The sequence below is a fragment of the Exiguobacterium sp. SH3S3 genome, from assembly GCF_004337115.1.
Taxonomy (GTDB): domain Bacteria; phylum Bacillota; class Bacilli; order Exiguobacteriales; family Exiguobacteriaceae; genus Exiguobacterium; species Exiguobacterium aurantiacum_A.
Window position 1 is genome coordinate 71,286 of the sequence record NZ_SJUU01000002.1, and the last position, 12,212, is coordinate 83,497.

The window sequence follows — 12,212 nt, forward strand, 5'->3', positions numbered from 1 at the left end:
CTTACTGTTGGCAGTGCGGACAGTAATGCGTCCCCCGTCCACCTAGTTTCATCTTTTCAATCGGCCGGCCGCAATTGTTACACGGTTCACCGGTCTGTCCGTAGACGTAGAGCGTCTCTTGAAACGTTCCGGCCTCCCCGTCCGGATTCGTATAGCTGCGGATCGTACTTCCGCCCCGCTCGATCGCTTCTAATAACACGGCGACCGCTTCTTGACGGACGGTCTCAACTTCAGTGAGTGAAAGCGAGGCTGCTGGCCGGGTCGGATGAATCCGTGCCCGGAACAACGTCTCGTCGACATAAATATTGCCGAGACCGACAAAAATCGATTGATCGAGCAACGCCGTCTTGATTGCTCTCACGTTCATGCGTTTCAGACGGGCGTGCAACGTTTCGGCCGTCACTTCAGGGTCGAACGGCTCGAGCGCGAGCAGCGACAGCGGCGGCGTCACGAACAACTCGTCGTTCGTCCGAAGTTCCATCGTGCCGAACTTCCTGACGTCGTTATAGTGCAGGCTCGTACCGTCGGTGAACGTGAAGACGACGTGCGTATGCTTGACCGGATCGACGACTTCGCTGTGCGGAAAGAATTTCCCTTCCATCCGTAAATGGGAGACGAGGTAGCCGTTCGTCAATTTAAATAAAATGAACTTGCCGCGCCGCTCGACGTCGACCATCGTCTCGCCGATCAACTGTTGTACCCACACGTCGGCCTCATGTCCACGAATGATTTTCGCGTCGCGTACATCGACGTCTTGAATCGTCTTTCCGGAGACGAACGGTCGCAGTCGGCGACAGACCGTCTCTACTTCTGGTAATTCTGGCATATCGATTTCCTTCCTTTACTTTATTTCGTGTCGAACCACGTCTCACCGAACGAGCCGTCCGCCCGAAGCGGGACGTCGAGAGTGATCGTATGTTCCATCGCCTGCTTCACAAGTTTTTCAAGCGCGGACGTCTCAGCAAGCGGTCCTTCAAAGATGAGTTCATCGTGAACTTGAAGCAATAGTTTCGATTGCAGGCCCGATGCTCGAAGCGCCGTATCGACGTCGATCATCGCTTTTTTAATGATGTCCGCCGCCGTCCCTTGAATCGGCGTGTTGATAGCCGTCCGTTCGGCAAAGCCGCGCAAGTTGAAGTTGCGGGAATGGATGTCCGGGATGTTACGGCGACGTTTGAGCATCGTCTCGACGTACCCATGTTCCCGCGCCCGCTCGATGGCGGCATCCATGAAGCGCTTCACGCCAGGGAACTGCTCGAAGTACGTGTCGATGAACGTCTGCGCTTCTTTCCGGCTGATCCCGAGGTTTTGCGACAATCCATAATCACTGATGCCATAGATGATCCCGAAGTTGACCGCCTTCGCTTGACGCCGCATGAGCGACGTCACTTCTTCTTTGGCGACACGGAACACGTTCGCCGCCGTCGACGTATGAATATCTTCGTCATTCAAAAATGCCTCGAGCATCTTCGCGTCTTGCGACATATGCGCCATGATCCGGAGCTCGATCTGCGAGTAGTCGACCGCATACAGCACCCAGCCCGGCTGACTTGCCGTAAACGCCTTACGGATTCGGCGTCCTTCCTCGAGTCGAATCGGGATGTTTTGCAAGTTCGGATTGACCGATGACAGTCGCCCTGTCTGTGTGAGCGTCTGCGTGTAGCGTGTATGAATCTTCCCGTCCGCTTTGATGACTTTTTGCAAGCCCTCGACGTACGTCGACTGCAGTTTTCCGAGCTCACGGTAATGCATGATATGTTCGACGATCGGATGGAGCGGCGCTAGCTTCTCTAACACGTCGGCCGCCGTCGAGTATCCGGTTTTCGTCTTCTTCACGGGTGGGAGTACCAACTTTTCAAACAAGATGACGCCAAGCTGTTTCGGCGAATTGATATTGAATGTTTCGCCGGCCAACCCGTGAATTTCTGTCTCGAGCTGATCGAGCCGGTCCCTGAGATCGGTTTCCATCGCTTGAAGCGTCGCCACGTCGACGTGAATCCCGGCCCACTCCATTTCCGCGAGCACCGAGGCAAGCGGACGTTCTAAATCTTGATAAAGTGACGTCTGCTCATTTTGATTGATCTCCGGAATGACTTTCGCGAACAACGTGAAGATGGCCATCGCCTTCTCGCCGAGATGCTGGTCGAGCACCGCTTGTTCCGGCACGTGCAGTTTCGCCCCTTTCCCGTAGACGGCCTCGTCTTCAGGCAACGCGTAATCGAAGTGCGCGGCGATCGAATCGAGCGTCGTTCCGCCCGACAAGTTGAGCAAATAACCGGCGACGAGCAAGTCTTCGTAGCCGCGAAGTGTCAATTCGTTCCGTTTCAATTGAATGATCGTCTGTTTGGCATCCAAACAGATCGTTTTCCGGGTCTCGTCCGCTAGCCACACCTTCACGTCCGGTACGTCTAACAACGACATATCCCCGACGGTCACACCGACTTTCGACGCGATTGCCACACCGATGATGTCGTCTTCGAAATAGTCGTCTCGCAGCTGTTCGAGAAACAGGACGGCTTCTGTCAAATCTTGCTGTTCGATGCCGACGTGCGTCACGTCTCGCGCTTCTGCCGCCTCTTCCGTCGTCGCATCGGTGTTCAGCTTGCCGATCAGTGATTTGAACTGAAGGCTCATGAACAACGGTTTGACTTTTGCCGCGTCATACGGATGGAACCGTAAGTCGTCCACACCGACGTCGATCGGGACGTCCGTATGGATCGTCGCGAGTTGTTTTGACATCCGGGCTTCCTGCTCGTTCGCCTCGACTTTTTCTTTTTGCTTCCCTTTTAACTCATGTGTATGTTCATACAGCCCTTCGACCGAGCCGTAATTTGACAGCAACTTGAGCGCCGTCTTCTCGCCGACACCCGGAATTCCCGGTATGTTATCGGATTTATCGCCCATCAGCCCTTTGAGATCGATCATTTGGCGAGGTGCCAAGCCCTCGTAACGTTCGTGGAACGCCGCCTCGTCCATCGTCTCGACGTCAGTGATGCCACGTTTTGTTAAGTAGACGGTGACCCGCTGATCAATCAGTTGAAGTAAATCTTTATCACCCGTGACGACCGTGACTTGTTCGAACGCCTCGTTTTTCGACAGCGTCCCGATTATGTCATCAGCCTCATATTGATCGAGCTCGAGCACTTTGATTCCGAACGCCTCACACAGTTCACGAACGATCGGGAACTGTTCGCGGAGCTCACCTGGTGTTTTCTGCCGCCCACCTTTATAGTCCGCATATGTATCGTGGCGGAACGTCTTCTTCGACGCATCAAACGCGACCGCGAAATGCGTCGGTTGCTCGTCTTCCATCAACTTTAAAAGCATCATCGTGAATCCATACACCGCGTTCGTGTTTCGTCCCGATGCATCCGTCATCGGAGGCAACGCGAAAAACGCACGATACGTCAGTGAGTTTCCATCGAGAAGCAGTAATTTATTCATCGTCCAACCTCCATTCTCTTCTGTATCCATCATATCATACGGGCACATGCGTTCGAAAAAAAGACCCTTTTCTAGTTACTAGAAAAGGGTCAATCTTCTCGACCGAGTGGAGATGAGCACCGGCCGGGATACGAGATGATGAAGAGGTCTCATCAATAGAGTAGCATCTGTTTGTAAAGGTCGTGTGAACGCGACATAAATTCCTTGTTAAGCGAGCGGGAATTCGATTGTGAACGTCGTCCCTTCATCTTCGACGCTTTCGACATGGATCGTCGCGTGATGAAGATCGACGATGTGCTTGACGATGGCGAGGCCAAGGCCGGTCCCTCCGGAATTCCGGCTCCGGGCCTTGTCGACCCGGTAAAACCGTTCGAATATGCGGCTCACTTCTTTTGGAGCGATACCGATCCCGTCGTCTTTGACGATCAAGCGCGCCGTCGTCTCCCGCTTCTCGACCGTAATCTCGACCCGGCTACCTTCAGGCGAATAGTTGATCGCGTTCGCGACAAGGTTCAAGATGACTTGCTTGATCCGATTCAAGTCCGCTTGCAGGACGACGCTACCTTCGTGACGCGCCTCAAGATGGATTGATTTTTGCTCCGCCTTCTGGCTTAAGACGAGACACACTTCTTCGACGAGCTGATTGAGTTGGACAGGTGTGAACTCCAAATGGAAATTTTCCTGCTCGAGCCGCGACAGTTCGAGTAAGTCCTCGACGAGCATTTGCATGCGTGTCGCTTCTTTTTGGATGATATCCAAAAATTGATCGCGCAACTCGGGCACTTCTTTCGCCCCGTCGAGTAACGTCTCACTGAAGCCTCTGATCGAAGTGAGTGGCGTCTTCAATTCATGGCTCACGTTCGCGACGAAATCTTTCCGCATTTTCTCAAGCCGTTTCAGTTCGGAGATGTCATTAAACAATAGCGTCGTGCCGCGCAACATGCCGGTATCGCTAAAGATCGGGGCAGCTGACACCATATACGTCTTCTGATTGAACCCGATTCGAATCGATAGCTGGCGACGTTGCGGCTCTTCTGTCAAATAGACGTCCTCGATCAATGTCTCGACGTCCGGACTCGGTAAAATGCCATGGTAAAACTGGCCGATCATCAAATCGTCATATTGGAACATATCCCGGTACGATCGGTTGACGAGCGTGACGATACCGCGTTCATCGACGAGCAACAGACCGGCTCCCATATACTCGATCAGTGACTCGAGCCTTGCCCGTTGCACCGACTCCCCGAGCGAGATCGTCTCTAAGTTACGAGCGAGGACGTTGATCGATCCGGCCAGACTTCCCGTCTCTTCATCGTTGCGCAATTCATACACACGGGCCCGATAATTCCCGTCGGCGAGTTCGCGTAACACGATCGTCGCCTCATCGATTGGCCGGATGAACTGGTTCGTCAAATTGTGGAGGACGAATAGAATCAGGAAAAATGAGAAGAACAATGCGAGCGCGACCGTCAGCCAAATCCGGTTGTAGACACCCTCTAAGTCAGAAATATAACGGATGAAGCTAAGGTAGACCGTCTCACCGGTCGACAGTTCGATTGGTTTCGTAAACTGGATCAAATCGTCGCGTGTCGCGTTGCCGAACGCACCGTTAGCCGGAATCGCGTTGGCGTCAATCCGGTATTCGAACGCTCCGACGCGGAACGGCGTGCCAGCAATCACTTCCATCCGGCGGTTCAACAGCAAGATGTCGAAACTGCTCTCATCGTCGATTTGTCGAACGTAGTCACGAATCTGCTCAAGTTCACCCCCGTCCAAATACAAAGCGGCGAGTTGGGCGTCTTCTTTCAACCGGTCGCGCTCCGAGTCCAAATAGAAATCTTTGAACAGTTGACCGAGCACGATCCCGAGTGTCAGCAACACGCCCGTCACGAGCAGGATGAGTGTCGTCAAAAAACGCGAGCGATACGTCTTCATTCGGGCATCGGTTCTTCCATCTTATAGCCGAGGCCTCGGATCGTCTTGATGTACGTCGGCTTCTTCGTCACCGGCTCAATTTTTTCACGCAAATGACTAATATGGACGTCGACGATGCGCGTATCACCGACAAAATCATAGTTCCAAATGGCTGACAGCAGTTGATCACGCGTCAACACACGGCCTTTGTTTTTGGCGAGATAAGCCAGCAGTTCAAACTCTTTCGGCGTCAATTCGAGACGTTCGCCTTTTTTGAAGACCTCATAGTTCGAAGCGATGATTTTGACGTCCCCGATCTCGATGACGTCGGCATCGACCGCCGTCGTTTCCTGGGGACCTGACCGGCGCAAAATCGCTTTGACCCGGGCCACGACTTCGCGCGGGCTGAACGGTTTCGTCAAATAGTCGTCAGCACCAAGTTCGAGACCGAGCACTTTATCGAACTCGTCGTCTTTTGCCGTCAACATTAAGATCGGCGTGTTCACTTTTTGTTGGCGCAGCCGTTTACATACTTCAAGTCCGTCCATCTCCGGCAACATCAAGTCGAGGATGATCAACACCGCGTCTTGTTTCTCGGCTAATTCAAGCCCCGCTTTTCCATCATGGGCCGTCTCGACCTCAAATCCGGCTTGTTCTAAATTAAATTTTAATAACGTCGCAATCGATACTTCGTCATCCACAACAATTACTTTATCGGCCACACTAGTTCCTCCTCGAATCTATCTGTTCAGTCGTTTACACTACCTATTTTACAAATCAATCCCACTCGCGACCAACTTCAAAGCAATTCTTTACAAAAACAAAACAAATCCACTGTCTATCTCCAGTTTAGCACGCTTGGAAGAAAAACGAATCCAACAAAAAAAGTCTAGCCTGCGACGCAGACTAGACTTGCTTTCAAGTTAGGACGTTCAAGACGGAACGGACCGAGTCAGCCGAGCGCTTGAGCGCGGCTTGTTCTTCGTCCGTCAGGTCAAGTTCGAGCACACGCTCGATCCCGTTCGCACCGAGAACCGTCGGCACGCCAAGATACAGGTCACGGAAGCCATACTCTCCATCAAGATACGTGATGGCCGGTAAGATGCGGCGTTGATCTTTTAAAATCGCTTCCACCATCTCGACGATGGCCGCGGCCGGCGCGTAGTACGCCGAACCGTTGCCAAGGAGTTGGACGATCTCACCGCCGCCTTTACGCGTTCTCGCGACGATCGCGTCGATGCGTTCACTCGGCAACAACTTCTCGAGCGGGATGCCTCCTGCATACGAATAGCGGATCAGCGGCACCATGTCGTCGCCGTGACCGCCGAGGACGAACCCGGACACGTCTTTCACAGAGACGTTCAACTCCGAAGCGACGAACGTCCGGAACCGCGCCGTGTCGAGCACACCGGACTGGCCGATGACGCGCTCTTTCGGGAAGCCCGACTCTTTGAACACCGTATACGTCATCGCATCGACCGGGTTCGTCAAGACGATCAAGATCGCGTCAGGTGAATACTTGACAATCTCTTTCGTGACCGACCGCATGACGCTAGCGTTCGTCGTGACGAGGTCGTCCCGGCTCATGCCCGGCTTGCGGGCGATACCGGCCGTGATGACGACGATGTCCGAATCAGCCGTGTCGGCGTAATCCGACGTCCCGGTGATCAATGAATCAAATCCTTGAATCGGCGCCGTTTCTTGCATATCGAGCGCTTTTCCTTTCGTCGGGTTCTCAAACTCTGGCATGTCGAGAAGGACGACGTCTCCTAACTCTTTTTGAGCCAAGTATAGTGCCGTCGTGGCCCCCGTGAATCCGCTACCGATAACAGAAATCTTGTTGCGACGAATCATTGTGCTCTCCCCCTTGGTTTAGTCCAAACTTGAGTGCTACTTACATGTTTTTGATCAGTTCATCCGCAAACTCTGAACATTTCACTTCTGTCGCGCCGTCCATGAGACGGGCAAAGTCGTATGTGACGACTTTCGATGCGATCGTATTCTCCATCGAACGAACGATGAGGTCAGCCGCTTCGTTCCAGTTCATGTGACGGAGCATCATCTCACCTGACAAGATGACAGATGACGGGTTGACTTTGTCAAGACCGGCATACTTCGGTGCCGTACCGTGTGTCGCTTCGAAGATGGCATGTCCTGTCACGTAGTTGATGTTCGCACCTGGTGCGATCCCGATTCCGCCGACTTGGGCAGCGAGCGCGTCCGAGATGTAGTCACCGTTCAAGTTCATTGTCGCGACGACGTCGAACTCACGCGGACGAGTCAAGATTTGTTGGAGGAAGATATCAGCGATTGAATCTTTCACGATGATCTTGCCTTCCGCTTCCGCTTTCGATTGCGCTTCGTTCGCAGCAGCTTCGCCTGACTCTTCTTTGATGCGGTCATACTGGGCCCATGTGAACACTTTGTCGCCGTACTCTTCTTCTGCGAGTTCATACCCCCAGTTTTTGAAGGCGCCTTCTGTGAACTTCATGATGTTTCCTTTATGGACGAGCGTGAGCGATTTACGGTTGTTCGCGATCGCGTATTCGAGCGATGCCCGAACGAGACGTTTTGTTCCTTCTGACGAGATCGGCTTGATGCCGATACCCGATGTTTCTGGGAAACGGATCTTGTTGACGTTCATCTCTTCTTTCAAGAACGTGATCAACTTCTTCACTTCGTCGCTGCCTGAAGCGTATTCGATCCCTGCATAAATATCTTCTGTGTTCTCACGGAAGATGACCATGTCTGTGTCTTCAGGACGTTTGACCGGTGACGGGACGCCAGTGAAGTAACGGACAGGACGCAAGCACGTGTACAAGTCAAGTTCTTGACGGAGCGCAACGTTGAGTGAACGGATTCCACCGCCGACCGGTGTCGTGAGCGGTCCTTTGATGGCAATCAAATATTCACGGATCTCGTCGAGCGTCTCGTTAGGAAGCCACTCACCCGTTTGGTTGAACGCCTTCTCGCCAGCGAACACTTCTTTCCATTCGATCTTCTTCTCGCCGCCGTATGCTTTCTCGACAGCTGCATCAAAGACGCGGACTGCAGCGTTCCAGATGTCTGGGCCTGTTCCATCTCCGATGATGAATGGAATCGTTGGTACGTTTGGTACGTTGAGTGCACCGTTTTCTACTGTAATCTTTTGACCTTGTGTTGACATATGAATCCCCCTAAGTACATTTATGTAGGCCGACGCGAGCGCCGACCTACGTCATCTGTTAGTTTACCAAAGTTTATGTCTAAATTGTGACGCAATCTTCGAACGATGCGTCAATTAACGCTCGTTTACCGGTACGTATGAACGATTCGTTTCGCCTACGTACTCGGCACGCGGACGAATGAGACGGTTGTCGGCGTATTGCTCGAGGATGTGTGCGATCCAGCCTGACATCCGCGAGACCGCGAAGATCGGCGTGAACAGCTCTTCGTCAAGACCGAGCGCATAGTACGTCGAAGCCGAGTAGAAGTCGACGTTCGGTTTGAGCCCTTTTTCAGTCTCGACGAGGTGGTCGATCTTCTCAGACATCTCGTACCAGTGTGGCTCATTGATTTGAGCCGTCAGTTGGCGACTCATCTCTTTCAAGTGTTTCGCACGCGGATCGCCGTCCTTATAAACACGGTGACCGAAGCCCATGATCTTCTCACGGCGTTCGAACTTGCCGCGCACGTAGTCTTCGACTTTGTCGACCGAACCGATTTCGTGAAGCATCTTCATGACCGCCTCGTTGGCGCCACCGTGAAGTGGACCTTTGAGTGCGCCCATCGCTGCCGTCACACCAGAATACATATCTGAGAGCGTCGCTACGCAGACACGGGCTGTGAACGTCGAAGCGTTCAACTCATGATCGGCGTGAAGAATGAGCGCCTTGTCGATTGAAGTCTCGGCGACTTCATTCGGCTCTTCCCCGTTCAACATGTATAAGAAATTGGCTGCATACGACAAGCCTTGCTTCGGCGCAATCGGTTGCTTGCCTTTCCGTAACCGCGCGAAAGCAGTCACGATCGTCGCGATTTGTGCTTGAAGCCGAATCGCTTTACGCATGTTTGCCTCTTCACTCATATCCTCAGCCTCTTCATCGTACAACGCGAGTTGAGAGAGTGCCGTGCGAATCGTGGCCATCGCGTTCGCAGACTTTGGTGCCCGCTCGAGTGTCGCGATGACATCTTCTGGCAACTTCGCTTCTTGAACGAGCGCTTCTGAGAGTTTCGTTAATTCATCTGCCTTCGGAAGGCGGTCGTTCCATAATAGAAAGACGACTTCTTCGAACGTGGCATGGTCTGCCAAGTCATCGATTGTGTATCCTCCATAAGTCAATTGTCCGTCAATGATCGAACTGACTTTTGAGGCTGCTGCCACAATTCCTTCTAACCCTTTAGTTGTTGACATTCATAACTCCCCCTCAGTCTTTGAAAGTAGTCGACCGCATCATACAGTCTGTTTGCAGGGAATAAGGGTGGGGGTTCGATAAATCTCCCCAGCACGTATCGAGTTCGCGCCACCCTGTCCTCCGTCTAGTATAAACAATTTACTGAAAAAAAGAAATGTAAGCGTATCCAGTCGTAAAAAAATGTCAAACCCACTTCTCGATAAGGTTATATCCCCCTAAAATGAGCGCGGCAATCCCGGCACCAATCAGTGGTCCGACCGGAACGCCTTTCATGAATCCGACCGCGAGAATGGTGCCTGCGAGCAAGGCCGTCGTCACGACCGGATCGACACGCATCAATTGCACGCCCTGGGCGGCGGCGAGGGCAACAAAGATACCGGACGAAAAGGCAATGATGCCGACCGGTCCTTTAATACTATTCCACAATTCTCTAAAACCTATGTCTCCGGTCGCGATTGGGACGAGGACGGCGATCGTGATGATCGTCACACCCCAATGAATCCCTTTTGCGGCGAGCGTCGGGAACAACTGGTCTCCGAAGCCGATCGCTTTAATGATTAAGAGTACGCTGCTTGCGATAATGATGGACTGATTATGAGCAATCACCCCGATCAAGACGAGTAATAGCAGAAATAAATAAGCACCCATGGTTCATCCCTCTTTCTGAATGGAAAAAGAACCGACCTCATGAGAAGGTCGGTTCGATTGTCATTCGATTACGCGTTATAAATTTTTCCAGTAAGCGGGTCGATCGAGATCATCTGTCCGTCACGGAACGTAGACGTTGCAGATTCAACACCGACGATAACCGGTTTACGGAGCGATGGTCCGACGATGCCGGCATGGCTCGTCAATCCGCCGTCTTCCGTGATGATGCCGGCTGCTTTTTCGATCGCTGGCATCATTTCTTTATCAGTGAACGGTGCGACGAGGATCATGCCGTCTTTTGCTTTCGCGTTCGCTTCGTCCGCATTGTTCGCAACGACGACTTCTCCGACGAGGCCGCGCTCACCGATGCCGCGTCCGTTTGCAAGAGCGTGTCCGACGATGTGAATTTTCATCATGTTCGTCGTACCAGAAGTCGCTGCCGGAATACCTGCTGAGATGACGACGAGGTCGCCGTCTGTGACGAGTCCAGCGTGACGAGCTGCTTCAGATGCTTGAACCAACATCTCATCCGTGTTGTTCGGCATTGTAGCAGCAACGATCGGGTATACGCCCCAAACGAGGTTCAACTGACGAGCGACGCGCTCTGATTCAGTCACCGCGATAATGTTTGCTTCCGGACGATATTTCGCTGTACGGGCAGCCGTGTAACCTGATTGTGTTGGCGTCAAGATCGCTTTCGCGTTCAAGTTGATTGCCGTATGGGCAACCGCTTGTGAGATCGCATCCGTTACCGTATGCTCACTGCGTTTTTGACGATCTTTGAGCAAGTTTTTGTAGTCAAGCATACGCTCTGTACGAACAGCGATCGCTGCTTGCATTTGAACTGACTCGATTGGGTAGTCCCCTGCAGCCGTCTCACCTGAGAGCATGACCGCATCCGTACCATCGAGGATGGCGTTGGCAACGTCAGACGCTTCCGCACGTGTCGGGCGCGGGTTGCGTTGCATCGAGTCAAGCATTTGTGTCGCTGTGATGACCGGCTTACCGAGGTCGTTACACTTCTTGATCAATTCTTTTTGTACCGGTGTGACTTCTTCAGTCGGGATCTCGATACCGAGGTCACCACGCGCAACCATCAAACCGTCAGAGATAGACAAGATCTCGTCGATGTTATCGACACCTTCTTGGTTTTCAATTTTCGGGTAAATCTTGATGTGCGACGCATCGTGCTTCTCGAGAAGTTGACGAATGGCGACGACGTCAGACGCACGACGTACGAATGAAGCCGCGATCACGTCGATATCTTGCGAGATACCGAACTCGATGTCCGCGATATCTTTGTCTGTTAAGGCAGGAAGGTTAACCTTGACGTTCGGCAAGTTGACACCTTTCTTCGTCTTGATGACGCCTTCGTTTTCAATGATGCAACGAAGATCGCGGTTCGGAAGTTTTTCGACGACACGGAGACCGATGAGTCCGTCATCGAGCATGATGCTAGAACCGACTTCGACGTCATCGAACAATCCTTCGTACGTGACCGAGAAACGGTCTTTCGTTCCGACGATTTCTTCTGTTGAGACGATTGTCACTTCTTTCCCTTTTTCAAGGAGTGCCTTTCCGTCTGCGAACGTATGCGTCCGAATTTCAGGACCTTTCGTATCGAGAAGGACTGTCACGATTTTGCCTGCGACGCGTGATGCTTCACGGATGTCGCGGATACGTGCTCCGTGCTCTTCGTAGTCACCGTGTGAGAAATTAAGGCGAGCCACGTTCATTCCAGCTTCAATCATTTCTGGGAGAAGCTTCTCTGAAGCTGGTCCGATCGTACATACAATTTTCGTTCTACGCATA

Annotated in this window: 9 protein-coding genes; all 9 read right to left on the bottom strand. The window is 52.5% G+C overall.

Going from position 1 to position 12,212, the window contains the following annotated elements; all coding sequences use genetic code 11:
- Position 1: 1 nt before the first annotated feature.
- A complete protein-coding gene (gene mutM / locus EVJ28_RS02135) occupies positions 2-826 on the bottom strand; it encodes a DNA-formamidopyrimidine glycosylase (protein WP_131487905.1) in 825 nt (274 codons plus the stop codon).
- Positions 827-846: 20 nt separating this feature from the next.
- On the bottom strand, positions 847-3,444 hold the full coding sequence (polA, locus tag EVJ28_RS02140) for a DNA polymerase I (RefSeq protein WP_131487907.1): 2,598 nt from the start codon (positions 3,442-3,444) through the stop codon (positions 847-849).
- Positions 3,445-3,651: 207 nt separating this feature from the next.
- A complete protein-coding gene (gene pnpS, locus EVJ28_RS02145; RefSeq protein WP_236634009.1) occupies positions 3,652-5,355 on the bottom strand; it encodes a two-component system histidine kinase PnpS in 1,704 nt (567 codons plus the stop codon).
- Between the two features lie 20 nt (positions 5,356-5,375).
- A complete protein-coding gene (locus tag EVJ28_RS02150; protein ID WP_131487911.1) occupies positions 5,376-6,080 on the bottom strand; it encodes a response regulator transcription factor in 705 nt (234 codons plus the stop codon).
- Positions 6,081-6,276: 196 nt separating this feature from the next.
- Entirely contained in the window at positions 6,277-7,212 is a 936-nt protein-coding gene (mdh, locus tag EVJ28_RS02155; protein ID WP_070326939.1) for a malate dehydrogenase, read from the bottom strand.
- A gap of 40 nt (positions 7,213-7,252) precedes the next feature.
- Positions 7,253-8,524: an NADP-dependent isocitrate dehydrogenase gene (icd, locus tag EVJ28_RS02160; RefSeq protein ID WP_070326938.1), complete on the bottom strand. Its 1,272-nt coding sequence runs from the start codon at positions 8,522-8,524 to the stop codon at positions 7,253-7,255.
- A gap of 114 nt (positions 8,525-8,638) precedes the next feature.
- Positions 8,639-9,751, bottom strand: coding sequence for a citrate synthase (gene citZ, locus EVJ28_RS02165; protein ID WP_131469739.1), 1,113 nt, complete (start codon positions 9,749-9,751; stop codon positions 8,639-8,641).
- Positions 9,752-9,935: 184 nt separating this feature from the next.
- Positions 9,936-10,400 (bottom strand): DUF441 domain-containing protein, encoded by a 465-nt coding sequence (locus tag EVJ28_RS02170; RefSeq protein ID WP_131440022.1) that lies wholly within the window; start codon positions 10,398-10,400, stop codon positions 9,936-9,938.
- A 68-nt stretch (positions 10,401-10,468) separates the two neighbouring features.
- On the bottom strand, positions 10,469-12,211 hold the full coding sequence (pyk, locus tag EVJ28_RS02175) for a pyruvate kinase (RefSeq protein ID WP_131456070.1): 1,743 nt from the start codon (positions 12,209-12,211) through the stop codon (positions 10,469-10,471).
- Position 12,212 lies beyond the last annotated feature (1 nt).

What these genes read in the sequence shown, in the direction of transcription:
- polA (WP_131487907.1), bottom strand. Translation starts at nt 3,444, where the DNA reads ATGAATAAATTACTGCTTCTCGATGGAAACTCACTGACGTATCGTGCG.
- icd (WP_070326938.1), bottom strand. Translation starts at nt 8,524, where the DNA reads ATGTCAACACAAGGTCAAAAGATTACAGTAGAAAACGGTGCACTCAAC.
- pyk (WP_131456070.1), bottom strand. Translation starts at nt 12,211, where the DNA reads ATGCGTAGAACGAAAATTGTATGTACGATCGGACCAGCTTCAGAGAAG.
- EVJ28_RS02170 (WP_131440022.1), bottom strand. Translation starts at nt 10,400, where the DNA reads ATGGGTGCTTATTTATTTCTGCTATTACTCGTCTTGATCGGGGTGATT.
- citZ (WP_131469739.1), bottom strand. Translation starts at nt 9,751, where the DNA reads ATGTCAACAACTAAAGGGTTAGAAGGAATTGTGGCAGCAGCCTCAAAA.
- mutM (WP_131487905.1), bottom strand. Translation starts at nt 826, where the DNA reads ATGCCAGAATTACCAGAAGTAGAGACGGTCTGTCGCCGACTGCGACCG.
- mdh (WP_070326939.1), bottom strand. Translation starts at nt 7,212, where the DNA reads ATGATTCGTCGCAACAAGATTTCTGTTATCGGTAGCGGATTCACGGGG.